Annotated in this window: 14 protein-coding genes; 12 read left to right on the forward strand and 2 right to left on the reverse strand. The window is 40.5% G+C overall.

Annotation, left to right across the window (positions count from 1 at the left end; translation table 11 throughout):
- The first annotated feature begins 29 nt into the window (after nucleotides 1-29).
- The 8 genes from mads2 to mads8 are packed head-to-tail and all read left to right on the forward strand — an operon-like array spanning nucleotide 30 to nucleotide 16,692.
- Complete coding sequence (gene mads2, locus V7K27_RS10700; protein WP_334946911.1) at nucleotides 30-2,060, forward strand: methylation-associated defense system DNA methyltransferase MAD2; 2,031 nt, start codon at nucleotides 30-32, stop codon at nucleotides 2,058-2,060.
- Entirely contained in the window at nucleotides 2,057-3,325 is a 1,269-nt protein-coding gene (gene mads3 / locus V7K27_RS10705) for a methylation-associated defense system AAA family ATPase MAD3 (RefSeq protein WP_334946913.1), read from the forward strand. The genes mads2 and mads3 overlap by 4 nt, the downstream gene beginning before the upstream one ends.
- Nucleotides 3,322-3,963 carry a methylation-associated defense system protein MAD4 gene (gene mads4 / locus V7K27_RS10710; protein WP_334946915.1) on the forward strand — a complete coding sequence of 214 codons (642 nt, stop codon included), beginning with the start codon at nucleotides 3,322-3,324 and terminating at the stop codon, nucleotides 3,961-3,963. Before mads3 ends, mads4 begins: the two co-directional genes overlap by 4 nt.
- The gene (gene mads5, locus V7K27_RS10715) at nucleotides 3,960-5,378 is read left to right on the forward strand and encodes a methylation-associated defense system restriction endonuclease subunit S MAD5 (protein ID WP_334946917.1); all 1,419 of its coding nucleotides are present in this window, start codon (nucleotides 3,960-3,962) and stop codon (nucleotides 5,376-5,378) included. The genes mads4 and mads5 overlap by 4 nt, the downstream gene beginning before the upstream one ends.
- Nucleotides 5,378-5,572 (forward strand): nuclease-related domain-containing protein, encoded by a 195-nt coding sequence (locus tag V7K27_RS10720; protein WP_334946919.1) that lies wholly within the window; start codon nucleotides 5,378-5,380, stop codon nucleotides 5,570-5,572. The genes mads5 and V7K27_RS10720 overlap by 1 nt, the downstream gene beginning before the upstream one ends.
- Nucleotides 5,562-9,527, forward strand: coding sequence for a methylation-associated defense system protein kinase MAD6 (mads6, locus tag V7K27_RS10725; RefSeq protein WP_442947608.1), 3,966 nt, complete (start codon nucleotides 5,562-5,564; stop codon nucleotides 9,525-9,527). The genes V7K27_RS10720 and mads6 overlap by 11 nt, the downstream gene beginning before the upstream one ends.
- Nucleotides 9,527-11,206 (forward strand): methylation-associated defense system protein MAD7, encoded by a 1,680-nt coding sequence (mads7, locus tag V7K27_RS10730; protein ID WP_334946921.1) that lies wholly within the window; start codon nucleotides 9,527-9,529, stop codon nucleotides 11,204-11,206. Before mads6 ends, mads7 begins: the two co-directional genes overlap by 1 nt.
- Nucleotides 11,203-16,692: a methylation-associated defense system ATP-binding protein MAD8 gene (gene mads8, locus V7K27_RS10735; protein WP_334946923.1), complete on the forward strand. Its 5,490-nt coding sequence runs from the start codon at nucleotides 11,203-11,205 to the stop codon at nucleotides 16,690-16,692. The genes mads7 and mads8 overlap by 4 nt, the downstream gene beginning before the upstream one ends.
- Before the next feature lie 113 nt (nucleotides 16,693-16,805).
- Here the strand turns inward: mads8 and V7K27_RS10740 are convergent, their stop codons facing one another.
- Together V7K27_RS10740 and V7K27_RS10745 are read right to left on the reverse strand one after the other, a co-directional pair.
- Nucleotides 16,806-20,003: a sacsin N-terminal ATP-binding-like domain-containing protein gene (locus V7K27_RS10740; protein ID WP_334946925.1), complete on the reverse strand. Its 3,198-nt coding sequence runs from the start codon at nucleotides 20,001-20,003 to the stop codon at nucleotides 16,806-16,808.
- A gap of 1 nt (nucleotide 20,004) precedes the next feature.
- Complete coding sequence (locus tag V7K27_RS10745; protein WP_334946927.1) at nucleotides 20,005-23,124, reverse strand: DEAD/DEAH box helicase; 3,120 nt, start codon at nucleotides 23,122-23,124, stop codon at nucleotides 20,005-20,007.
- Nucleotides 23,125-23,470: 346 nt separating this feature from the next.
- Here V7K27_RS10745 and V7K27_RS10750 point away from each other — a divergent pair, with 346 nt between their 5' ends.
- The 4 genes from V7K27_RS10750 to V7K27_RS10765 all read left to right on the forward strand — a co-directional run.
- On the forward strand, nucleotides 23,471-23,686 hold the full coding sequence (locus tag V7K27_RS10750) for a hypothetical protein (protein ID WP_334946929.1): 216 nt from the start codon (nucleotides 23,471-23,473) through the stop codon (nucleotides 23,684-23,686).
- 404 nt (nucleotides 23,687-24,090) lie between these two features.
- Complete coding sequence (locus tag V7K27_RS10755) at nucleotides 24,091-25,260, forward strand: tetratricopeptide repeat protein (protein ID WP_334946931.1); 1,170 nt, start codon at nucleotides 24,091-24,093, stop codon at nucleotides 25,258-25,260.
- Complete coding sequence (locus V7K27_RS10760; protein ID WP_334946933.1) at nucleotides 25,197-26,333, forward strand: tetratricopeptide repeat protein; 1,137 nt, start codon at nucleotides 25,197-25,199, stop codon at nucleotides 26,331-26,333. The genes V7K27_RS10755 and V7K27_RS10760 overlap by 64 nt, the downstream gene beginning before the upstream one ends.
- A partial coding sequence (locus V7K27_RS10765) for a tetratricopeptide repeat protein (protein WP_334946935.1) occupies nucleotides 26,330-26,669 on the forward strand: 340 nt, incomplete at its 3' end. The genes V7K27_RS10760 and V7K27_RS10765, both read left to right, overlap by 4 nt.

The following is a 26,669-nucleotide window of genomic DNA, read 5'->3' on the forward strand; positions in this document are numbered from 1 at the left end:
GAGGGGAATGAGGAAAATGTCATTAGCACATGAAATCAAAACAGTTACCTATTCCTGATTTAGAAGTTGATACAGAAGATTTGACTATTTCTGATGGCTATATCCTTGACTTTATTAGTGGTGAGAAAAGTCTCAAAGATACGCCAAAAGAACAGGTGCGTCAACGGATTGCACGGGCGCTGTTTCACGAGTATGGAATTTCGGTGGAAGATATGGCGGCTGATTTTCCAGTTTCTATTAATGGGAAGCGGAAAAAGCTGGATATTGCCATTTTTCACCACGACCAGGAGCATACGGTTCAAAATTTAAGTCGGGTGGTGGTTTGTCGCCAAGAACCGAAGGTCGGCAGAAATGCAGTTAGGATTCGAGATTACGACCAAGCGGCGAAGGATTTAGAAGAATTAGAAACCATCATGGAGCATATTGACTCCTGTAAATATGGTTTGTGGACGAATGGTTTAGAGTTTTTTTACTTAGAAAAGCAAAAAACGCGGTTTGAAGACCGATTTGAGCCGATAGGAGATTGGCCTCCTGCTGATGAATCTTTGGACACACAGGAAGTAGTTTCTAGTGCGCGTACCCGCAAGGCTGATCCCGAAATGCTGCGTGTGGCTTTCCGGCGCTGCCATAATTTCATTCACGGGAATGAAGGAATGCCCAAGGATGCGGCATTTTGGCAGTTTTTATACCTGATTTTCTGCAAAATGCACGATGAGCAGAAATCACCTCGCGGTCAACGGCGATTTTGGGCAGGGCCGAAGGAACAGTTTGACACTGAAGGACGCAAGGAAATCCGCAACCGACTTATACCGTTGTTTGAGGATGTGAAAAAGAATTACAGCAATCTTTTCAGGGGAAATGAGGAAATTACCCTTTCTGACCGCGCCCTTGCTTTTATGGTTTCTGAATTAGCAAAGTATGACTTTACACGCACAGATGTAGATGCTAAGGGTGGAGCTTATCAAGAAATAGTTGGTGCGAATTTGCGCGGCGATCGCGGACAATACTTTACACCACGGGGTATTATCAAGCTGGCGGTGGCAATGCTTGACCCCCAGGAAAATGAGCGGATTTTAGACCCAGCCTGTGGAACCGGGGGATTTTTGGTGGCAGTGCTGGCGCATATGATGAAGAAGTTTCGGGAAGATGCAAATGTGCAAGTAGGATTTGAGACAACAGAGGAATTTCTGTCTGTCAATGAACGTCTGCGCCAGTTTGCCGAGAAGCAAGTGTTTGGTGCGGATTTTGACCCGTTTCTAATTAAAGCTTGCCAGATGAATATGGTGATGGCAGGAGATGGCAGAGGTCATCTTTATCACATCAACTCTGTGGATTTTCCCAACGGGCATTTAGACGGTTTAGAACCAGCTAAAAAAGAAATTCCTTTTGAATCAATTGATGTGTTGTTGACTAATCCGCCATTTGGTTCTGATATTCCGATTACGGATCAAAATACACTCAAGCAGTTTGAATTAGCTTACGCTTGGGAACGCACTGAGGATGGTAGTTTTCGCAGGACTGGCAGACTTCAGGGGAGTGTTGCGCCGGAGGTTTTGTTTGTTGAACGTTGTCTGAACTGGCTAAAACCGGGGGGAAGGATGGGGATTGTTTTGCCAGATGGTATTTTGGGCAATCCTGGAACCGAATATATCCGTTGGTGGATTCTCCGTCATTCTTGGGTATTAGCTAGTGTGGATATTCCAGTTGAAGCATTTATTGTTGAGGCGAATGTAAATATTCTCACAAGTTTGCTGTTCCTGAAGAAGAAAACCAAAGAGGAAATTAGGGCTGAGGATTTGGGAGGTAAGACGGACTATCCTGTATTTATGGCAGTGGCAGAGAAGGTAGGATTTGACCGTCGAGGAAATACGCTTTATAAACGGACTCCTGATGGTGAAGAAATTGTGGTGGTGAAAGAGAAAATAGAAAGAATTCGGATTGGAGAACGTATTATTGAACGTCCTTTAAAACGAAAAGAAAAGATACTTGATGATGACCTGCCTGTAATTGCCGAAAAATATCGAGAGTTCCGTCAACAATACCCAACTCCAGGTATATGATTTCTCGAATAGAAGCTTTTAATTATCGCTGCTTTGAAAGGCTTGATATTAAACTCGGTGAATATCATGTTTTAGCTGGTGCGAATGGCACGGGTAAAAGTACGCTGCTTGATATTCCTTTATTGTTAAGCGAAATTCTATCACAGGGATTAGTACCAGCTTTTTTGGAATCTCCTTCTATTGGCGGCAGTCCGAGAGCGCAAAATTTACAAGAATTGCTGCATTATGGCAAAGGGAATTATTTTGGTTTTGCCATAGAAGCTGATTTACCTGAAGAAATTATTGTTAAATTGCTTAAATATGCACCATCCACAGTTATAGAACATAAAAATAGATATCCTCGGAGTATTAGGTATGAAATTCGGTTTCAAATTTTTAATAAGATTGAGCTTCATGTAACTGATGAATTTTTATATATTGTTCCGCAGAAAGTTTCTGAACCCAAAGAAGGCTGGGGAATAGGAGGTAAACGCCCTCGTTATTGGCAAACAATTATTGTGCGGGAATCCGGTTCAAGAACAATTTTTAAACAAGAAGACCGAAGCCGCTCTAAAATTAACTTGCGACTGGAACCTCAAGAATTAGCTTTAGCAAATTTACCCAATGATATTGATAAATTTTCTGCATCTATTTGGTTCAGAAATCTTTTAGAAAAAGGCGTAATGCGTTATGAACCAAGTTGGTCAGTGCTGCGGAAAGCTTGTCCGCCTGGTCAGCCAAAAACTTTGCGTAAAGATGGTTATAATCTGCCTTGGTTAGTGCTGAATTTGCAACAAGAACAGCCAGATTTATTTAAGTCTTGGGTAGAACACGTCAAAATGGCTTTGCCTAATGTTGTGGCAATAAAAGCCATTCAACGTGAAGAAGATTATCATGCTTACCTCAAATTAACGTATTGGGGTAATCATGTTGTTACTTCTTCAGGATTATCTTATGGAACTCTGCATATTTTGGCGTTAACTATTTTGCCATATCTGCCTCAACCGCATAGTCTAATTTTTTTGGAAGAACCAGAAAATGGTATTCATCCCAGAGCAATTGAGGTAGTATTACAATCTTTAAGTTCGGTGTATGACTCCCAAGTTTGGGTATCTACACATTCTCCTGTAGTGTTGGCATATACTGAACTAGAATCAGTGATTGTGATGCGAAGTAGTAAAGAAAATGGTGCAGAGGCAATTCCCGGAAATAAACACCCACGTTTACAAGATTGGCAGGGAAGTATTGACCTTGGCTCCCTGTTTGCAGCAGGGGTACTGGGATGAGAGATTGTATCTTCTTGCTGGCGGATAAAAATATGGAGGCAGCTTTTACGGGTTTTTTGACAAGAAAGCAGTTCCATAGAAGTTTGGGAATTCGGCAGTTTGCATTCGACCCACAACAGGACATTATTGTTGAAGCCGGTAGTGACCCAGGTGTGTATAACCGCGCCCATGAATTAATTCGCCTTTACCAAAAAACTCATCGCTATGCTGTTGTGGTGTTAGATAATGCTTGGGATGGGTCGCCTGGGGTAGAGAGAATCTCTAATAATATTATGGAAAATCTTATTGAAACTGGTTGGGATGAAGAAAATTGTGCGGTGATTGTAATTGACCCAGAACTAGAGATTTGGATACTACAGGATAATCGCAACGTAGAAGAAGCTTTCCGATTTAAACAAGATACTTCTTTAAAAAAGTGGTTAGAACAAAAAGGTTTATGGGATGCTTCGGCGTTGAAACCTGCTGACCCGAAGAAAGCTGTTGAAGATGCTTTGAAATTCTCAAGAACTCCTCGCTCATCAGCTATTTATAAAAATATAACCAGCAAAGTCTCTGTCAAAGGATGTACAGATACAGCATTTGAAATGTTGTGCATTAAAATGCAGCAATGGTTTCCATTTGAGGAGGGTCAAGAATGAAAACTACTAAGCTAGACTTTCCAGTGATGTCCTCTTGGATGGAAAATAACGGGCGGCGTTTGGATTGTAACCCGTATCTTTCAGGGGCTTTTGAAGCAAAGGTGATACTTGAAAAGCTGACAGCGAAGAAACAACCTTTACATGAAGTTACAAAAGGAGGAATGAAAGGGATTTATCATGCTGGTCGTGAGCGTCGTCAATATGTAGATGACCCGGCTTATGGTGTTCCTTTTTTGGGAAGTACAGATATCCTTGCTGCTGACCTCTCTTTTCTATCTCTTCTGTCAAAAAAGCAAGTAGCAGCTAATCCAAATTTTGCTATTCAAGAAGGATACACTCTCATAACCCGTTCTGGAACAATTGGCAGAATGGTCTATGTGCGTTCAGATATGGCGGGAATGGCTTGTACTGAACACGCTATGAGAGTTGTTCCCGACGTTGAGAAAATTTTGCCAGGTTATTTATATGCTTATCTCAGTAGTAAATTCGGAGTTCCTCTTGTTATCTCAGGAACTTACGGTTCAATTATTCAAGGTATTGAACCTCAGCATTTAGCTGATTTACCAGTGCCAAGGTTAGGCAAAGATATTCAACAAAAAGCACATTCTTTAGTTGCTCAAGCTGCAAATAACAGAGTATTAGCATCAAACTTATTAGCCGAAGCTAGTAAAGATATTATTGCTCATTTTCAATTAAATATTCCCATACCAAATTATAAATATACCAGTCCTAGCATAAATTATGCATCATCTTTTTCAATGCTGAAACGCATTGATGCTTATTACTATGCTAAGTGGAATGAAGATGCATACCAAGAATTCAGTAAGTTACCACCAGAACAACTAGCGTGTCTTGGTGATATTACAGCAGATTTATATATACCTAATATATTTAAGAGATTTTATGCTGAAGATCCTAGATTTGGTTATGCGTATCTTACTGGTGCAGATATTTATGTTCTTGCGCCTACTTCTAACCGTTATTTATCAAAAAAGTTGTTGGATATTGATAAGTTAATTCTCCATGATGGCATGATTTTAGTTCAAGATTCTGGTCAGCTTGGAGGTTTAATTGGTCGTCCTGTTGCTGTAGGTCGATATTTAGATGGCTTTGCTTGCACAAATAATATGGTGCGGATTGTTCCTCACTCAAAGATTGATCAAGGATATGTTTTTGCAGTTCTAAATACTGAATACGGTATTAGATTGCTAACAAGAGAAGCAACTGGTTCAAGTATTCCACATTTAGATGAAAAGCGCATTAAAAAAATACAAATTCCTTGGACGGATAGTGATACACGCGAATTGTTAGGCAGAAAAGTGTTACAAGCAATAGACCTTCGTGATGAAGCGTGTGATTTAGAAAATCAAGCAAGAGCAATAGTAGAGAATGCTATACGCGATGGAGGTGTTTGATGGTTGCTAAAGTCATTCGTATCGGTGAACCTGTCAACGACTCGGAACGCCAAGCAATTAAGTTGCTCCGTGATAATTTACCTGATACTTACATAATTATCCATAACTTTGAAATTCCCCAAGGCAAAGAAAAATATGAAATTGATCTAGCCATCATCGCCCCTCACAGCATTTTTATTGTTGATGGATGTTAAAGGTATTCCCGGACTGATTGATATTTATAATTCAAAATGGTATCCAGAAGGACGAGGTAATATTGGTGCGCCATTAGCAAAGTGCAGACAAAATGCTAAGGTTATCAAATCTTTAATTTGTGATACTTTTCCCACCAAAACAGACCTCAAACAAATTCACGTCCACGCTGCAATTTTAATGACAGCCCCTAACTCTCATGTTGATGCTCATGGGAGTTCTGATGAAGATGATATCACTTACCTCAATCAAAAATGCCTGACTTATTTCAAAGGTAAAGGTCATATTCCTAGCCATCGTTCACAGGATATTCGTTCCTTTCACACTAATATTGAACAAGTAATTATCGGGAAAGCCCGTCCCAAGTCTGCGCCTACTATTTACCGTGAATGGCAAATAGAAGAGGAACTGGGAGGAACCCCAGATAAATATACAGAATACCGCGCCAAGCATATTTTTCTCGGTAAACGCGGCGGAATAGCCCGACTGCGCGTTTATGAAGTTGACCCCTACCAAGAGCATACCATCCGCGATCGCCAACGCAATCTGATTAGCAATGCTTATCGCTCAATGGTGCAAATGCCTGGTCATCCGAATATATTGAAATTAACAGAATTTTTCCCTACCGAAGCAGAAGATAAATTCATTTTAGTTATAGAAGATATCCCCGGAGAACCCCTCAGCCAGCACATCAGAAAACCGAATTTAGCACTTACTTTTGACCAAAAAATTGGCATAATACGGGATACTCTCTCAGCCCTTGACCACGCTCATAAATACGAGGTTATTCACCGCAACCTAACTGTAGATGCTATCTTAGTTACTCCTGATGGGAATGCGCGGCTAACTGCTTTTGACTACGCGAGAGTGACAAAAAACCGCAGCAGTACAATTGCAGGAGATATTGTAGACGAGCTTGATTATAACTATCAAGCACCTGAATGTTACCGCGACCCCACCGAAGCCAGTATCGCCTCAGATTTATTCTCGGCTGGGTTGGTCTTTTACGAATTATTAACAGGACAAACGGCTTTTGAGAATATTTCACAGGTTTTTGACTGCGATGCTATTTTCCCAGCAAAACCATCCTCCTATAAACCAGACCTCCCAGCAGGTATGGATGAATGGTTGCAGAAACTTTGCGCTTTTGACGTTGAAGACCGCTTCATAAGTGCAGCAGTTACACTGGTGGAACTCAACAATGTCATGACACCAAAATCACCAGTGCTACCCCCAACACCCAATACAGGGGAAAACCCTAAATCTTTAGCTGAAATAGATTTGCGGGATTTACCAGCAGAATATCTTCTTGGTAATCAATTTATTATCCAAAAGCGTCTTGGCCAGGGTGGGTTTGGGGTAGCTTACAAAGTCTTTGATTCGATGGGAGATAGGGATTTAGTAATGAAACTTATCACCCGCGACAAGCAATCAATTTACCAGCGTTTAGTACGAGAATACAAAACACTCCTAAATATTCCTGAACATCCCTATATTGTCAAAGTTATTATTGCAGGTAAATTCTCAGATGATACACCCTATATCCTATTTGATTACATTGATGGTGAAGATGTAGAAAAGCTTCTAGAAACAGAAGCCCTTTCCTTGGAAGACACTATAAAAATTGCACTACAAACCGCCGCAGGGTTGGCACATCTGCATGAAAATGGTGTTTATCATCAAGATATTAAGCCTTCTAATCTGCTGCTGACAGACAAGGGAGTTCGGATCATTGACTTTAACGTTGCTGTCTCAGAACGAGATGAAAGCATGACAGGCGGCGGAACTAGGGCGTATATCCCACCAGATTTTGACCTTACTCTAGATTTAGACCAAATTGATCAAGCCCAAAAAAGCGATCGCGACATTTATGCACTGGGGATCACTTTCTATGAGTGTATTACAGGTAAATATCCCTTCGACGACCAAGACCCCAAACTAAGGCGAGATAAACTACCCCACGATCCACGAAATTTCACTGCGTCTAAGGATTTGAGTGACGAATTAGTACAATTCTTGATCAAGGCTATTTCTCCCTACAGGGTTGATAGATTTTCTTCTGCTAAGGAATTCGGCGAAGCATTGGATGTAATCAAACACCCAAGAAAGATTTCCCAACCTACTCTGCTAACAACTGAATCCTTACCATCGACCTTAACAGATACTTCTAAACCTAATTTCAATCCTTTTGTTAGCCATTTGCTTACCTTGTACAGCCAAAGTCAGCAAACCAATGCAGGAACCAGAGGATTAGATCAAATAGGCGAGTTAACTTATGTCCCTACACTGTTAGACCAAGCATTGCAACCTGCAATTTTAGCAGGTGAGTTTAGCCTAGTGATGATTTCCGGGAACGCAGGTGATGGTAAAACAGCCTTTATTCAGCAATTAGAAAAATATGCAAAAGATAAAGAAAATGTCCAATTAAAACGCGGATTAAACGGTTCCGAGTTCCAAATAAGAGGACGAACTTTCTTTACCAATTATGACGGTAGCCAAGACGAAGGCGATAAAGTTAATAACGAGGTACTTTTAGAATTTTTAGCACCTTTCCAAGGGTCAAATGCACAAACTTGGCAAACCAACGAAACGCGGTTAATTGCAATTAATGAAGGTCGCCTAGTTGACTTTTTATCTGAACATGAAAGAATCTTTCCCAAACTCGCCAAAATAGTCAAGAATGGCATAAAAGGTGCAGATCCAGAAAACGGTGTTGCAGTCATCAACCTCAATATCCGGTCAGTTATCGCCGATTTGGGTCAACAAAATCACTCAATTTTTGATAGATTAATTCGCCGCATGACTGAACCGCGCTTCTGGGAAGCTTGCGGTAGTTGCGACCTGAAAGAAAGATGTTACATTTACCACAATGCCCGCACTTTCATGGATGGGACAGCAAGCCCGAAGGTGATTGAAAGGCTTAAAACCCTATATACTATCACCCACCTACGCGGACGCTTGCATATTACCTTGCGGGATTTGCGTTCAGCCTTAGCCTTTATGCTGGCGGGAACGAGAGATTGTGAAGGCGTTCACCAATTGTATCGCCAAAGCACCCCCGAAGCACGGCAACACATCCTTGATGGATTTTACTTTAATTCTTGGATGGGAGGTATGGGGGGTTCAGGCGATCGCTTAATTTCTCTGCTGCAAGAAATTGATGTTGGAGAAACCAGCAATCCTAGCCTTGACCGCAGTTTTGCCTTTTTAGAACCAGGTGCTAGAGAAATGGGGCGGTTTAACTTTTCAGACCGCAGCTGTAATGATGACCATTTGTTACAAAAGACATTTGAAGAACTACCTCGTGACTATGGAGGTAGAACTGAAGATGATCGTCAAAAGGCATACAAAAAATATATAGCTATACTACGACGGCGGCAATACTTTGAACGCCGAGACTCAGGATGGCAAGAAATGCTACCTTATTCTTATTTTGAAGATTTTCTCAAGTTAGTAACAGCAGAGGAAGACCTAGCCAAGGAAGTGCAACCTCTCTTACGAGCTATCAACAGGGGCGAAGGGCTAAGAAATCCATCTCGTCTTGGCAATAAACTAGCCCTACGAGTTCACCAAGTCAACAACGGTACTATCCGCAGTTACCGTATATTTGATAGTAATAGTTTTAGCATTAAACTTGGTGAAGCTGGGGCAATTACTCGCTTTATAGAATTTTTGCCACAAGCATTCTATCTTCAGTATCATTCTTCAATGAGACAGGATGCAAAGTTAAGTATAAACTTGGACGTATATGAGATGCTAAAAAGACTTGATGCGGGTTATCGTCCCAGTATTGAAGAACAACAAGGGCTTTACCGAAGTTTAGCTGTATTCAAGAATATCTTGGCTTCAGCCCCTTATCAAGAGGTTTTACTCACAGAAACCGGACAAGACTTTTATAGTATCAGCCGCGATGAAGTTGGTAATTTATCGCTGACACAAGTCCAAGAGGGAATTTAATGGGACTGGATAAAAAAGACAAAGCCTTTGCACTTGGCAAAATAACTTATGTTGACTACACACATATTGAAATCGACAGGGCTTTACTCAATTTCTTTCCTAGATTGAAATTTGATGGCTATCCCGGTAAAGTTAAAAGTTCCAGCACTAGATTGACTATAGATAAATTTTTAGAAGATTTTCTCGAAGAAGAAAATCAGGATAAGTTTGTTGGCTTTGCCGATCATCAAGATATCGTTTATAAGTGGCTAGAAACTGATTTATTGGATTTAGTTAATCGAGGAAAATCAAACCAAGCTGTTGTATCGCCTCGACCACTACACGGTAATGCATACAAATATAGAAATACAAAACACGCTAGAGATTATGGTTCATCTGAGCAAATTTATTGGATGATTTATCATGCCCGTAATGATTTGGGTCAAGCTGCAAGGGATGCGTTGAAGGATTTTATTTTTGCTGGACTTAACCAACAAACTGACCGCATTTTGCTTTCAGACCAAAGAATTGATGTAGAAACTCAGGCAATTCTACATTTTGATAAGCAAGTCAAAACAGACGCTGAAGACCGTTCCAAAGAACCTGAAAAATACTCACCCCTTTGTATTGGTCAAGCAGACTTGCTAGCAGATGATATTCTTCGTTTGCTGACCTATGAAAATTATATGCCCCGATCAGTTCTGGTGGATTACCTTAAAACGCTGTTGTCGTTCCACTTAGGGCTGTACCACCTGCGCTTGATGAAACTTTTACCAGCGTTAGTAAAGCGGCGTGGAAGTGACCCAACGTGCGATCGCTGTCCAGTCAAACCCAGAACATCTTCACCGCATGGTGATTGTCCGCACCGTATCGGGTTACTAGTTGATATGGGCGATCCCACCAATCCCCACATGACTGAATTGGCTCGTCATAGTGCAGATACTCATTACCGGCGCATACCGGGTTATATTGAAGCCCATTTAATTACCAAAAAATTGGATGAAATGGCTGAATATTTAAAAACAAGAAACAAGTTATCACCTGCTGGAAATTATTTCTCTGTTGGAGAAGTTTTACAACTTTTGCATCCTTCTAACAATAAAGAACGAGAGGATTATTTTAAATCAAGGATCACACCACTTATAGAAAGATATCAGCAAGGAGGAACAGATTCTTCCATTCCTCCAGAAGTACAGCGAATTATTAATATGAGTTTGGGAGAGTTTGATACTTATATAGAAATTCTAGTGGCTCTTCGAGGCAGTTTTCATCGGGAGGCGATTATCAAATGCTTGGATGCTTTCTTGCTAAAGAATAGTGCTTCAGGTTTGCTACGTCAATCCCGTGCTAAGGGTAGCCCTCGCTGGTTTGCTTTAGGAAGTCGATTACTTGAAGTACTATTACAAATTGCTGTTTTAGAACCCAACGGAACAAGCTTTGTGACCCGTGAAATTAGGGTTGATGAACTGCTGATATTTCTGCGCGATCGCTACGGTCTTTACATTGATCGTTTACCCCCTGGTGATGGTTTTGGACAACCCAGCATTGTAGATCAGCAGGCACTGCGAAAAAATGTTACAGCTTTCAAGACTCGTCTGAGAGAAATCGGATTTTTCCAAGACCTATCGGATGCCTATGTTACTCAAACAGTGACTCCTCGTTATACTATCAATACTGAGAATTCCAGAGGTAATAAATGAGCCAAGGTTTTCAAGAGCTTCAGCATGAGGAATTAACTCAAGCTTTAGAATCATTATTGTTACCGCTCCTGAGAAATATTCTTGCTACACGCAGTAAAGGTCATTGTATCCGAGTCGCAGATTTGGACTCACATCTGATGATGGTACTGACGCGCAGCTTGCGTCGAGAAGTTCCAGAAGCGCAAGTTTTTATTTTGAATGGTAACAGACAAAATACTGACAACCTAGATTTATATATTTCGTCTACCAAGTTAATCGAACTACGTAACCCTTTACCTGATGGTTCGTTACGACCACCATTACTTATCTTTTTACCATCGAATCTGCAAACAAATGCAGAAGACTCCTTCAACGTTGCATCGTTTGAAGAAATTTCTCTGGCTGATGTTTATCAGCAACTAGTTCAGAAACTCATTCAGCAAGTTCCGACACCTTTACAAGGTTATGTTAAAGAAATTTTGAGGTATTTAACTCAAGAGAAATGGCATTGGGCTAATGCAGTAAAGCAAGCGCGTTTTTTACAAACCGCAGTTATAAATGGGATTGCTGGGGATACCCTTGGTGCTGCATTGTATGAATTGGGTTTGGTTCCAGATTTTCATTTGTTTGATGAACCTACAACTACCACTTTCAAAATTCGCAAGAATTTAGAATCGATGAAAAAGCTTACCTTAAATTTTGACAAATCAATTTTGGGTAGAGTTTTAGATTTAGAGTTAGCTGATAAATCAGTTCAAAATAGATTAAATGAATGTTTAGTTGAAGTAGGTGTAGAAGACCCATACCTGTGGACTAAGCAAGTTGTATTAAACCGCAAAAATTGGGACATATCTTTTGATAAATGGAAATTTCAGGAAGAAGTTAGTCCTGATAAAATATCAATAGAAGTTTTAGATATTGGACTGAGTTTTGTAAAAGAAGACGAAACCAATCAAAGTTTACAAAGCCTAATTGGTCAACAAGTATTAGTTCCCAAAGAGCAAAAAAAGTTCAAAGTTGAGTTTAAAGTAGACCCCCATCCTCAGCAAATAGAGGGGTTAGACCACTTTACTGTCCAAATTATGACCCAAGATGGTTGTACTGTTGGTGGTACTAAAAAAGTCAAAGCATTGAGTACCAAAAAAGCAAATAAAAGTGCCACTTTAGATAAACTCGATAAATTTGAATTTGATGAAGGCTGGCATTTTGTCAGGATTTTGCCCTGGACAGCCAATGGCGACCCAATACCTTTAGCTGAACCAGATAATAGTTCAAGTATTACCCAGCTAAAGCCTTATGAAAGTGAATTATTTTATGTACTTCCCAATGCTGAAATTGATGCAGAACCACCAGAAATAAAGTTTTCTGAAGAAATTAGCTTAGAACACGCAAAACTAAGGCTCCAGTTTAAGGCGATCGCTGAGGGGCGTGACCCCAATGTAGTTACCCTCAAAGATGTAGTTTGGGCTGAAAAAAGTAGCAAAACTCGCAGCGCCACTCAAGAAGCCTTAGAAGTAAAATTTGGTCGTGATGGCAAATTTCGTATCCCCATAGCGCAATGCTTAAAGGATTTAGAACTTGCAATATTAACGTCTCCGCAAAGTCCTGTAGGTTGGAAATTACAGGTCAAAATGGGTCAAGTTGGTTCGCCCTCAACAGATATTATTGATTTTCCGAAATCAGCAGTAGCATCAAGTTTTTTATCAACCCGTGCTGATTATTTCGCCGACATTCTTTCGGGAGATAAAAACCTTATTTCTCAGGCGGTTAATTTCATTGCTTTGAAAGACGTTGCTTATGAGTACGCTGCGGCATACCGAGAACTGTTAGTTGACTTGTGCCGTAAAGTAGAAAAAAGCAATGCTTCAGACTGGCAATCTCTCCGTGACTTGAAAAATGTATTGTTGGTAGACACAGTGCGCTTGGAGATTACAGACTTCCGTGGACAAACACGGGAAGCTATATTATTAGGAGCAACCCATCCACTACGTGCCTTATGGCTAACAACATGGAGTCAAATTGCACAATCTTGGGTTGCCGCTGCCTACAATGGACAAGAAAAATATGTGGGTTCCGCCAGAGATGGAATTTTGCAGGGGTTTCTACCTTTAAACGTACCCCCAACTTTGCCCCTAACTGACGGTAGAGTTTTTATCACCGTTGATAATATTAATCCGTTCTGGTCGCTGTATGCTCCATCAACCGAAGAAAACACACGGGGCTTACTAGGGGAAGTCTGTGCTGCTTTAGGATTAACAGAACCTACCATTGGTGCTGCGGTCAATGCTGATGTCTTAGCTTCTCGGATTGAAAGTTATTTAGCACAAAATCCATACATCCGCACGCTTAGTATTAATGCATTTAACTCAGGTCGTGCCACCGTTCTTGCAGATGCCCTTATTTTATTGCAAAAGCGGGAAGCATTTAGAGATTTACGGTATGACATTCGCTTATTTGTCCCTGATCCAGAAGCGCCTGGGGTTGGTGAAGCCATAGAACAGCTCCTTACACCAATTTCCACCATAACGTCAGAGGTAGTTGATGCTTTTTCTACATCTAGCGGAAATTACTTGTTTCCCAAATTAAATCTGGCAGTTCATTCCGTTAATGATTTTCGTAACCCAGAATCAAAAAATAAATATCAAGCTCACATCAGTATATTAGTAGATTTATTTCCCGCAAAAGAAATCGGTTCAGCACCACCCTTCCGCTCGAAAGAGATTGCATCCTTACATGGTCTAGTTCAAGACTTTGTTGTCGAATTTCAAGATAATGAGAGTGGTACTTTCTGGCGGCGACAACCCCGTCATGGCGAAGCGCGTTCTGTTGTTGGTGCAGAAAACTTGATTGATTTATTGGCTGAGTTGCCTAAAATAATGTCCGGCGCAACCGCTACTGTCGCTACAGGGGTACCAGCTTTTGAAAATCGTCCAGTGGTAACGTTAGGTCTAAATGCAGAACAACGGGAATTATTGCACCATATTCATAATGTCTGTGATTGGGTTTTCACCATTGATCGTAATATTGGCATTGAATTTTTCGACCACGGTGGTCAGAGCGATCGCCCACCTTACTTAGTTGACTATGTTCCTAATACTACTGCTAGTCTTGGACATCGATTGGTCGTTACTTCGCGCTCTTTATCAGAACTGGAATCAGTTTTGTCGCAAGTTTTAGAGCAACATGGACTAAAAGCTGAAGGAAGTCATGCAGGGGTTATTCTTGAACAGCTGCGATCGCTCTCTGGACGACTAGCATTAAAACTAATCTCATCTGCTAATCAACAAGCAGAAGCTCTTGGACTAGCTTTAGCTCGTCTATTTTTGCAGTACCAAGGAGCATTATCAAACCAAATTATACTCCCGCTGGATGCCCATGTAGAATTGTTTCAAAAAGCGAAGCAGCAAGCAGATGAATTAGGTAACTCAGTAAGCTTGCAACGTACAGATTTAGCGCTTTTTGATCTTAATGCTAAAACTCGAACTATAGTTTGCAACCTAGTTGAAGTTAAATGCTATGCCCAGGTAGGAACTATTAGCAGTTTCAATCGATTAAAAGAGCAAATAGCAGAACAAATTAATCAATCTCAAAACGTTTTGTGCCTACACTTTAAGGCACAGGCAAGACCAGACATATTATTAAAATTTCGTGAATTTGCGACTCTACTTGAATTTTACTTAGAACGAGCTTTGCGCTATGGAGTAATTGAGAAGAATGCCGCAGAAGAAGCAAGAATTTTAATCACAACCCTAGAAGATGGTTACACGCTTGAATTTACGCGAAGTGCGCTAGTTTTTGATTTTGAAAAATCAGGCACAGATCCACCGGAATCTCACCAAGGAATTGAGTACCATCGTATTGGTATTGATTTAATTAAAGAATTAATTGCTTTAGCAAAACCTGCCGCAATAATAACTCAATCTTCTGAGGTGAAAGATATTATAAAAGAGTCACAAGAAAGGAATGTTACAGACTTAATCCCTCGTTTGATATCAGCCGCTTTTATTGTCCCATCAAGGGAACGCTCTACAACTTGGGATGATTTGATAATGGATGAGCAACAAAGCGTTTTTTTAGAAGAAGAACATCCTGAAACTTCTAACCCAGTAGTTTACTCATCAGTAAATTCTTACGAAATCCCATCAAGTATCAATGAAGAGATAGAAGCTTCCGCACTAAACAATGAAGAAACACAAGAGGTTCAGGATATCTTAAAATGTGTTGAAGTTATTAACTCACAGCCACCAGATAATTTTGCCTTACCTTTACCACTAGAGGTTGAAACTGATGAAGCACCTAAAAATAAACTGGTTTATGATGTAATGCTTGGCGTTAAATCTCCAACGCCACAGTATGGAATTCTAGGAGAAACATCTGGACGTAAGGTTGCCTTAGACTTGAATCAAACTCACACTATCAGCCTTTTTGGCGTTCAAGGAGCAGGAAAAAGTTACACGTTAGGCAGTATTGTTGAAATGGCTTGTATGCCTATTTCAAATATCAACATTCTACCAAGTCCCTTAGCAACTGTAATTTTTCATTACAGTCCAACCCAAGATTACAAACCTGAGTTTACCTCTATGGTTTCACCCAATTCCGAGTCTGCTCAAGTAACTTTGTTGCGTGAAAGATTTGGAGCAGAACCAGCTGCGCTTAAAGATGTTGTGATCCTCGTTCCTGCTTCAAAAACTCAAGAAAGAAAAGCTGAGTACCCAAATATAGAAGTTCTTCCTCTTACCTTTGCGGCATCAGAACTAAAAGCTACACACTGGAGATTTTTGATGGGTGCTGTTGGTAGTCAAAGTATGTATTTGCGCCAAGTAAACCAAATTATGAGAAGGTTGCGCGAGCAACTAACACTTCAAGAAATTATTCGAGGTGTAGAAAGCTCTTCTCTATCAGATCACCTAAAAGATTTAGCCAGAACTAGATTAGAATTTGCAGCTGAATACATTGATGATAGCCGTCGCTTGACTGATGCTGTTCGTCCTGGTCGCTTAATTATCGTGGATTTACGAGATGAGTTTATTGAAAAAGACGAAGCTTTGGGACTCTTCGTTGTTTTGTTGCAAATTCTTTCTGAGGCAACTCATAATGGAAAGCTATTCAACAAACTTGTTGTTTTTGATGAAGCGCACAAGTACATAGAAAGCCCAGACCTAGTAGCTGGACTAATCGAGGTAGTTCGAGAAATGCGACACAAGGGAACTAGTATCATGGTTGCTTCACAAGATCCACCATCAGTCCCCACATCGCTCATTGAATTATCGTCACACATAATAATGCATCGGTTTAATTCACCAGCTTGGCTAAAGCACATTCAAAAAGCTAATGTATCGCTTAACAGTCTGACTCCAGAAAATATGAGTAATCTAGGTGCTGGTGAAGCTTATATTTGGTCGGCTAAAGCTAGTGATGATGCATTTACCAAAGGAACCGTAAAAATCAGGTGTCGCCCCAGAGTCACTCAGCATGGTGGTAGTACAAAAACAGCAGTTAATCTTTAGATAACAGCCATTAGGTTTTCCACAGAGAGACAATCACATAATTCCCAAAATCAGTTTTACAGGTGAGGTTTGTATTTTGATACCCAGTTAAATTAGTTTAATAGTCTATAAAATTAATCATTATCATTCATAAAAGAATCAGTTAACAATTTTTGAACGTGAATTATGTGCTTTTTACTAAATCGAATATTGACTGGTTCTCCAAAGATTTCAACACTTAGCTCAGGATTTGGACTTGATTCTGTAACTTCTTGAGTAATCTGCTCTATTATGTCCTGCATTTCTACTGAACCATGATTAGATTTTGCGCCACAGTTAGCACATAAACACAGAATATTACCCCTGTCATCAAGCCATTTTGCACGAGTAGATGAAACCAAGTAATGTCCCTCAAAATATGGCTGGCCATCTAGCTTATAAAAGGTATAATTACAAATTTGACACTTGCCACTATACTCCACATTCAAGAAGCTTCTTACTTCATTATCTTTTGCTTCCCACTTTTTGCGTGGAACTATTTTAAATCGTTTATCTAATGGCAGTTCGTTAGCTTTATTAGTCATAATTCTCTCACTAACTCTCTGAGCATATTGGTCAATATTAGTAGGGTGACTTGGCGGTAAATCATAAGTATCTGCTTTACTAGTAATTGGACGCGAGAAGCGTTCTATAAGTGCTTGTTTGAAGTTAATAGCTTCTATGACTTCTTTAGTTTCTAAATCTTCTTTATTTTTAAATATAGGAATTTTTCCCTCTCGTCTAAGTTTATCAATTACTTCTTTATTCCTAAAAACAAAATCTATATATTCTTGCTCTACTTTGTTCCCTCCTAATATTTGTTTATATGCTTCATTTATTTTTTTCGTTAGATCGTCTATTGATCTCAGCTTCATCCCAAGTTGCTTTGTTAATGTAGGACTCAAGATAAAATCTTCAGATAAAGCGTCAATAGGCAAATCGCTGGGCTTGTATAATTTGTTGTTTTTATCTGGTATCCATGCCAGATTACGAACAAGCTTGCCCATTATTGATTCTTGCTTTATGGGTGACTCAGGATTTTTGAAGTTTTTATTAGTAGCTTTTTGAACCTCGCCATATATATGTTGACTATTACGTAGTAATAACTCGTTCCAAATATAAATTGCTTTTCCGTAGGTGGGATTTTCTAAAGCATACTTCAAGCCATCAATTTCACATTTAGGATCGAACCCATTAAGACCTCGTTGGTGATTAAGTCTTGAAGTTGAAATAATGATATTTCCAGCCTCATCAGATTTTCTGTGAAATATCCTTACTTTTTTACTTACTCCTATAATTTCCAAATAGTAATGGTCTTGCTCATTACAAGTATCATTTAAAAACCAAGCATTGGGATTTCCTTTAAAATAAAGTTCCAAATCTGAAGACCAGAAGTATATGTCCCTTGGATGCTTATATGCCTGACGACCTTCTCCTGCGTTGATAGCACGCAGGAATGGGGTTTCCTTAAGTTTGGTAACTAACTGTTCTTTTTTGGTGACTATATCCGTTTTACTTTTATTACCTGATGCAAAAACAGATTTTAACGCTCGAAGTATCTTATCAATATCACGCTCATGTTCACCTTTCTCTATTTGATGCACGTTGCTTTTTTGATATTTGGGAATAATTTTCTCCATTACTTCTGCTACAACATCAGGTTCAGAAAGGCCAAGTTGTATGAGAAACATGAGAGAATTTCGACCTACTAACTTGTTTTCTACGATTTCTCTTTTAACAGTAGGAAAATCTGTTTTATCTCCTGATGATAGTGAGAGGTAAGCATTTGGTAATCGGTCACTGCGAAATGGTTCTACATGAGTAGCATCTTGCAATCGGATAAATGGTTTATTCCGTAGAATGCCATCACCTGCTCTCCAAAGTGCTTCTTGTTTATTAAGAAATGCATAGAAACTAGCAACCCAGCCATCAGATTGCTGTTCTATAAAAAGCTTATTGAATTTACGCGCAAAATCCTCTGGTTCAATTTCTTGAACATCCAATTCTTCTGTAATATATTTGTGAATATCGGGAGTTCGTCCTTGAGTAATTTCATCAGAAAGCCATGTGTAACTGCTACCATAAAGCTGTTGTAATTGAGTTTCTGAAAGTAGTTGGCGGAAATCTTTACTGCGAGCTAACTTTGCTTGTCTGGCTGGAACATATTGACCGTTACGGATAGTAGGAAGAAGAGCTTTTTCTCTGAAAGCCTGACGTACCTCTTCAAACACTGGACTGAAAATAGGATTCTTCTCAAAATCGGATTTACGTATTGGGAGTACATTCAAACTATTGACTGTTAATAACCCCATATCACGAATTAGTGGAAGCACTTCTGCTACTAATGCAGCAGTATGCTCAATTAGTGATTGATTAAAAATGTCGTCCCGTCTGATATTATCGCGGGCTGGCGTAGTGTGATATGGACCTTGTACAAGAAATTGGAGATTGGTTTCTATTTCTGTTGGCAGAAAAACGACTAAGGGTGAACTACCTACAGAAATTATCTGTTCTTTACCTGTCTGCTTATCTTTGCTCAAAAGAAATGCTATTTCAACTTTAAGGTTTGAGTGACCTTCAACTGGTTTATCAAAGACAAGCCATTCTTGCCGACCTTTACCGATAACTATAACTTTCCTACAGTTAGGCGCAATAGGCTGCATTTCCCGCCGATAAGTTATTGTTGAACCGTCTTCTACATTCCATGAAATTTCTTCAATATGGCACAGAAATAGTAATATAGAAGGTTTAAGTGAATCAAGTTTATTGAAAATTCGGTAAAATGTATTTTTTGGTAACTCAGATTTATGATTGAACGGAAAAATAAAAACTGTTTCTCCTGGTAAAAGTTCACGAGGATTGATTGAACAAGGATAGATGTACTCCTCTATTTTGAAATGTTCGCTACCTGAATAAATTTCTGGAGACGAAGTAAAAGCATAAACTGATTTGAAACCAATACCAAACTTACCAATTTGTTTCTCATCCTCCTGCTTAGTTCCTTCAAGTATATTGCAAATACCACGAACATCCGCTTCATCGAATGACTTTCCAAAGTGGCTTACCTCTAAATGGTCAGAGTAAAGCCGAAACGTAATACTTTTAGGAACATTAGAATTTGGGTCATTTTGATTTTGGCGCGAAAGTGCATCTTCAGTATTTTGCAATAGCTCATAGATAAAGTGAGTTTGGTCGTTGTAGAGTTGTTTAGCTAAAAATTCTCCAATTCTTTTGAACTTTGTACCATAGTCAATGACATTGTGCTGTTTAATTTCGGTATAGTTACTAGGCATATTATTTATCCTTTATTATTAAAATTCCTATAGCAATTCGCTGAGTTATAATGTCTGCTTCACGGCGATTTTCTAAATCAGAACGCTTGCTTTCGTAATCTCGTTGAATACGCGATCGCTCCGATTCTTTCATCCGAATAATCCGCTCATCTTTCGCCTGATTTAGTTCAGTTTCCAAGCGCTGAAGGCGATTCTGGTAATAAGCATCAAGACTAGCCAGTTTGCGATTTAATAGTGTATTGTTTCTCTCTCGCAACTCGTTGAGTTCTTTTAAACGGTGCTGGTGTACAGTTTCATCTAGCTGTTGAATGCTTGAATCGATTAAAGACGGTAGAAGGCTGACATATTCTGCTGGCTGTATGGCGTGGCTCAACAAGCGCACCAGTGCTGCTGAAACTTCAGGTGCAAGACAGGAATTATCAAGGTTCCATGCTTTTCCTACTAGCCGCACTTCTGGGCGCACAGCAACCGTTTCCCAGAGGTCACAAACAAAAAGGTACTGTCCAAGTGGCATTGTATTGTCATGGATAGCGACTTGCGTAACAAGTGGCTCATCTATGCTTGCCAAATGAGCGATCGCCACCCGCGCTAAAGGATGAATCGGCGTGATAAATGGAATCTCCCTCTGTTCGAGAGCAGTTTTCTGGTCAAAGGTGAATAGCCAATGACGATCATCACCTTCCAGCCAACGTATGAAAGTAACTGTGGAACGGTCTGACTGTTTGAGCGATCGCACTTTTTTAAGCAGTTCCCCTCGTCCATCTTTGTTCAGGCGTAGTTGATGGAGTCCTGAATCCCGACTATCAACAGTAATTTGTCCTCCCAATGTCGGATGTTCCACAAACATTTCAATCAGCTGGCGTAAATCATCAGCAGAAACAAATTTGTCTTGAGCAACTAGCGTGTCAATATCCGAAGTAAACCCCTCATCAAGCCCCAAGAATGAACCACCTTCTGCTTCCAGGCGATGCTGTTCTTCTGCTAGGCGGAGTACATTGTCTGCCATTTGTTGTGCTTTCTGTTCAGCTTGTTCGGGGCTGAGTTTGGGGTCAAGTGCCACACGAGTTAAATCTTGTACAACATCTCCCAGCACTTCCTCTAAATCCCCAATTGTGTCTTGAAAGATGCCCAATCGTTCAAAGCAACGGAAGAAAATGCGTTCTTCAACAGTGCCTGGTGTGACAAAATTAAATATGAGTACCTTATCGCTTTGCTGACCAAAGCGGTCAATTCGTCCAATGCGTTGTTCAATCCGCATAGGATTCCAGGGGATATCGTAATTTACCAAGCGATCGCAAAATTCATAATCTAGTCCTTCACAACCTACCTCAGAAGATAAAAGGATATCGAGTGCATCTGGATGTTTGCGGGGCAAGCGAAAGCGCTCTCGTAAATGTTCTCTAATTGCATCTTCCACCTCTCCAGTAATTACCTCTACTCTGTAACCAGCACCTTGCAGTTGCTTTTGCAGATAGGCCAAGGTATGCAAAAAGAACGAGAAAACCAATACTTTGCCAGAACACTCACCCAGCAGTGTTTCCTCAATAATTTTCAATAACTGATCCAATTTTGGGTCATTTGGTGGTAAAGCAGCAGCTAGCTTACGAAGGTGCTTTGCTCTCTCTAGTAGATAGGGAAGAAGTTTAGTATCCTCATCTTCTGTCTCAATGTCGTCACTAATATCAGAGAGTTTAATTTTGCCTGTCTGGATAAATTTATTAAGTGTAGGCACAAGAGCTGGTAAACAACTCGCCGCCTGACGCTCTAAAGTATCCGTAATCAGCCGTATCACTTGTTCTTCATAGTCCAAGGAGAGCATTTCTCGACGGAATTCAATCAATGCCTGATAAAACTCTTCCTGTTCTGCTGTGAACGGTACAGAAATCGTGTGTGGTTCACGAATCGTAAATCTCCCGATATCCCGCCTACGAGTACGATTCATTACATGAGCCAGTGAATGCACCTCTTCTAAATCCCACAGGCAATTAATTCGATCTGCATCAGTTAATGTTGCACGATCTTGAAACTTTTGATACCAGTCCATAAATCGAGGATCTTGGCTTAGTACCCGCTTCCCCCAAGTTGTTGTTGCAGCATTTCCTAGTGCGTGGAGTGCTGACGTTAGCCAAGTATTTTGGGGGAGGCGACTGCGAATATGTCGAATGGCTTGATTGAGATGCTGATTAGGTTGCACCATCTCATTAAAAACTGTCTCATCAAGAAACAGGTCTGGACGTAGCAGATTGAGTAATGTGTAGAGGTTGCGATTGCCAAGATGCAGCGGGGTAGCGGAGAGAAATATCACAGCTTCGCTAATGTCGCAAAGAAATTTCACCACTTCATGAGAGCTAGTCCCTGGATTTCTAAGATGGTGTGCCTCATCAACGATAACCAAGCTAAAGCGGGGTGATGGGTTAAGTGTCGTTAATCCAGGACTGGAGCGACGCCCCTTGATTCCCTTGTGATATTTATCAATTCTTAGGAGTTCCAAGTGGACTATGACACGAGAATATTGCGGAGGCCAAACTCCATCTAAATCTGCCTCTCGCAGGCAATAAGAAAAAGTTTCTGAAGTCAGTGGTCGAAAATCTTCATCAAAACGGCGCATTTCGGCTCGCCATTTAGAAACGAGGGCTTTGGGGCAAACAATCAGAATGTTATCTAACTGTTGGCGGGTTTGGAGTTCCCGCAGTATTAAACCAGCCTCAATAGTTTTCCCGACACCAACTTCATCGGCAATTAGTAACCGGGGCTGGTCAGCACGCAGGAAACGCAGTAAAGGTTTGAACTGGAAGGGGATAAACTTGATGCGGGCTGAGTGGAGGGCGTAAAGATTATCGATTTGTGGATGAGAAAGTCTCGCTGCTGTCAATCTGGCACGAAAGCTCTGTACATCCAGCCATTGCCCTGCTTTTAATGTTTCCAATAATCCAGTGGTTTTTGAAGTAGCTCCCGCGTCAACCAGCTGCTCTTCATGGTATTCCAGAATTTGAGTGGGAGAATGGAAGATGCGGTAACGAGATCGTCCCCCTGCTGGCGGAAGAATCTCAATTACTGGTCCGGATCTTGATGGGTCAGCACGCAGGCATACAAGTTGTCCCAAATTGAAAAATGGTTGCACCTAATTTATATCTACCTTTATATAGAACAAAAGCAAGCTTTTGAACTCAATAGCGATCACCTTATACTTTAGTATTCCCACCCACAGAGGTACAAATCACAGCCAGCCGTATCAAAATTACTAGTTTGTTGACAAAAAAAGATGCTTTCGCTTGTACTATCTCCGGCTTCCTACTTTCTTTGCAAATTGCCACAAACATTGCCTCTGGCGATTAAATCTTATTTCCAAGTTTGCAGCGTTTTTTTAAGATATACGATCGCCCCTGATACCATATCCCAAAAGCGCTTCGCTATATGCTGGATTTCTGCATTCAAACGGAAGCTTGGGGTAAAAGGAATCTACCTCAGTGGTTGCAATACTTCTTGAATTCCTTTTTGGCTTGGTTCGGCTATCTGACAATGCTGCAATGAAGAATTATTGTGTAAAAAGTAGGCTACGCGAGGAGAGAAGAGGAGATGCGATCGCCCGATTAAGCGATCATGATTCTGATTTGCGTATATTGCACACTATGGAAACAAAAATTTTATGCCTGTACAAAAGCTGCGATCGCAGCATTGTGTGAACTACATGGCTATTATTTACAGTTGTACAAGGGCTTTGAGGATTGTCGTTACTTTTTTAACTAAAGCAAATTTGATAGCTGTATTATTCTAATTCAGTATTAAAGAGAAAAAGCTCATAAGATAAAGTGAGCAGCAATATTAGGGCTGATATGTTGATAAATTCAGGTTTTCTCCCCCCATAGCTGACTTAACAGGAACTTTTCATTAGTAACAGCCGTATACTCATTTACGGGGGCAGTAAATTTACTGTCTGCAACTTCTTACTGCTTGTTGGGATTTTAAAGATTTAATCTGAATTACGGATGATAAACTCTCAGCTAGACACAACCCTTGAGTATTATAAGACTGCAATTGACAGGCTAAAGCAGCTGGTACGTCTATAGATACTGAGCAGGTTCTGGAAGTGTTAAATGCTAGGAATGCTGTGCAGGTGGCTTTAAAGGATGCAACATTCATTTCTACCAGCAGGTTAAAGCAGCTTCTAGATTTAGATGCAGAACTCAGGAAACAGGCAGGACAGATTAACAAAGTTATCAAAGCTGAACAATTTGCTCTCTGGCGAGAAAGTATACATCTCCCTGCTGAAGCTTGGTGGTGGAGGTTAGAAAATCTTGCCCCTCCCCACAAGTGGGATAGTTTGGATTGGTTGTGGAAAGGTCTGGTAGTTGCTGGCTGGACTGCTAACCTCAGTTTACTGATTAATATTGCTACTCGCTTTTTCAGTGGGGGAGCAGGATTATTGGGAGCTTCTGCGGTTATTTTACCAAGTATTCTGGCATTGCTACAGGCAAGTAGTGAACTAACTAAAGCTGGTAAAGAAGGATTTGACAAATTACTCACAAAGCTAAATATTCCCCAACACTTACAACAAGAAGCTAAGTTGGGGTCAACTTTATTAATGACAATATTTTTACTTGGTTTTTGGTTGGCTCTACCGTCAATTGCTCAGTTATATAACCGTAATGGGCTAAATAATTACCAACAGGGGAAATTCGGAGCAGCAGAACAAGACTACCTCAAAGCAATTTCCTTGGATGCCGATAATGCGGATGCTCATTACAATCTCGGCAATCTTTACGAGGATTTACAAGACTTTGAGAAAGCCCGGAAGCATTACCAAATCGCAGTGGGAAGTGACATTCCTGATGCTTACAACAATCTAGCTCGCTTATATATCCAGGATAAAAAATATTCTCAGGCTACAGCTTTGCTACAAAACGGACTGGTGAAAGCTAAAGAGCAGAATAGCTCACCCGAAGTCAGATATAGCCTGTTTAAAAATTTAGGATGGGTGAGGTTTGAGCAAGGCAGATATAAAGAAGCACAAGACACCCTAAAAGCAGCAATTGGGATGGCAAATAACCCAGAAGTAGCAAAGTATATCGGGAATACTGGTGCGGCACACTGTATCTTAGCTCAGGCAATGGAGCGAGAAAAAGAACCAACCGCATTGGAGCAATGGCAGAAGTGTTGTGAACAAGGTTCTACTCTCAATGCTGAGGAGGACGCATGGTTACATCTAGCTCACCAAAAATTAAACAAGGCGGGAATATGCAAAAAGACCGGAAACTGATTAGGTTAATTGGGATCTTACTCAGCCTACCTTTTATAGCGGTAGCAACACCTGGGTTTACTCAACAGAATAGTCTAAATTTTATCTCCGAGGTTAAGGGAGATGTCAAAATTAAGTACTCTGGACGGAAGAACTATCAAAAAGCATATAGCGGTGAAATACTAAATTCCTCTGATTCTTTGCAATTGGGACGAGGTGCTTCTACGAAAGTCTTATGTAACAACTTATCAACTTGGAATGTTAGCTCTCCAGGGGAATTTTCAGTTTCTAGTGGTTGTGCATCCACTGAAAAACCCATTCTCATTAGAAGTGGTAGTAACCGCGCTCCGACTCGCGCTCCAAATGATCTGGCAATTCCCTACATCATTAGTCCGCGTGATACAGCAATTTTGAGTGACAAACTGACTCTGCGTTGGAATGCTGTCAAGGGTGCAACTAACTATCAGGTAAAGTTACGCGGGCCAGGAGTTAATTGGACAACAGAGGTGAAGCAGCCAGAGGTTGTTTATTCTGGGAAGGAAACTCTGCAACCAGGCTCTCGTTATCAGGTAATTGTGACTGCTGATAATGGAGTATCTTCTGAGAGTGAAGAACCTGCTGGATTTACTTTACTGAGTGAAGAGGATGCTAAACGGGTAAAGGCTGAAATTACACAATTGCAAAAGCAACCGCTAAGGGATGAGTCCAAAACCCTTGCTTTGGCATATCTGTATAAAAGCAACAATTTAAATGCTGCGGCAATTGATTTATTAGCAGGATTAGTTAAGCAAGGAAGTAGAACCACATCGGTTTATCAGCTTTTAGGCAGTCTCTACCAGCAAGTAGGTTTACATCAATTAGGTAAGGAACAGTATTTCACTGCACTGAAGTTAGCTAAGGCAGAAAAAAATCTGGAAGCGCAAGTAATAATCCAAACCAGCTTAGGGGAAATTGATATAGTTCTTGACAATTTGCAGCAGGCATTTGAGTCATTGCAAGCGGCTCAAAGTGGCTATCGGAACTTGGGAGATGAGCAACAAGTACAGCAACTACAGCAGAAATTAGATGACCTTACAAGAAGGCTACCTTCATGAATAACCTGCGAACTAGACAAGTAATAACCCTGACGACTTTGTTAGCAACAGCTGGGTTATGGGTGTTAATGCCAAAGCCCACAATTGGGCAATCAACCCCTCCTGTTTCAACTGCTCAGTCTGCCCAATTGGCAGAAGCAGAACGACTCAATCAACAGGTGATTCAACTTTATAACGAAGGCAAATATAGTGAAGCAATTCCCTTAGCAGAGCGTATGTTGGCTATTCATAAGCAGATATCGGGCGAAGAGCATCCCGATGTGGCAACTAGCTTGAATAATCTAGCATTACTATACAAGAGCCAGGGACGCTACGCAGATGCCGAACCCCTGTATC

Source organism: Nostoc sp. (assembly GCF_036919575.1).
Lineage (GTDB): Bacteria > Cyanobacteriota > Cyanobacteriia > Cyanobacteriales > Nostocaceae > Nostoc.

Coding starts and splice junctions, on each gene's coding strand:
- mads2 (WP_334946911.1), top strand. CDS start 30: ATGAAATCAAAACAGTTACCTATTCCTGATTTAGAAGTTGATACAGAA.
- mads3 (WP_334946913.1), top strand. CDS start 2,057: ATGATTTCTCGAATAGAAGCTTTTAATTATCGCTGCTTTGAAAGGCTT.
- mads4 (WP_334946915.1), top strand. CDS start 3,322: ATGAGAGATTGTATCTTCTTGCTGGCGGATAAAAATATGGAGGCAGCT.
- mads5 (WP_334946917.1), top strand. CDS start 3,960: ATGAAAACTACTAAGCTAGACTTTCCAGTGATGTCCTCTTGGATGGAA.
- V7K27_RS10720 (WP_334946919.1), top strand. CDS start 5,378: ATGGTTGCTAAAGTCATTCGTATCGGTGAACCTGTCAACGACTCGGAA.
- mads6 (WP_442947608.1), top strand. CDS start 5,562: ATGGATGTTAAAGGTATTCCCGGACTGATTGATATTTATAATTCAAAA.
- mads7 (WP_334946921.1), top strand. CDS start 9,527: ATGGGACTGGATAAAAAAGACAAAGCCTTTGCACTTGGCAAAATAACT.
- mads8 (WP_334946923.1), top strand. CDS start 11,203: ATGAGCCAAGGTTTTCAAGAGCTTCAGCATGAGGAATTAACTCAAGCT.
- V7K27_RS10740 (WP_334946925.1), bottom strand. CDS start 20,003: ATGCCTAGTAACTATACCGAAATTAAACAGCACAATGTCATTGACTAT.
- V7K27_RS10760 (WP_334946933.1), top strand. CDS start 25,197: ATGGTTACATCTAGCTCACCAAAAATTAAACAAGGCGGGAATATGCAA.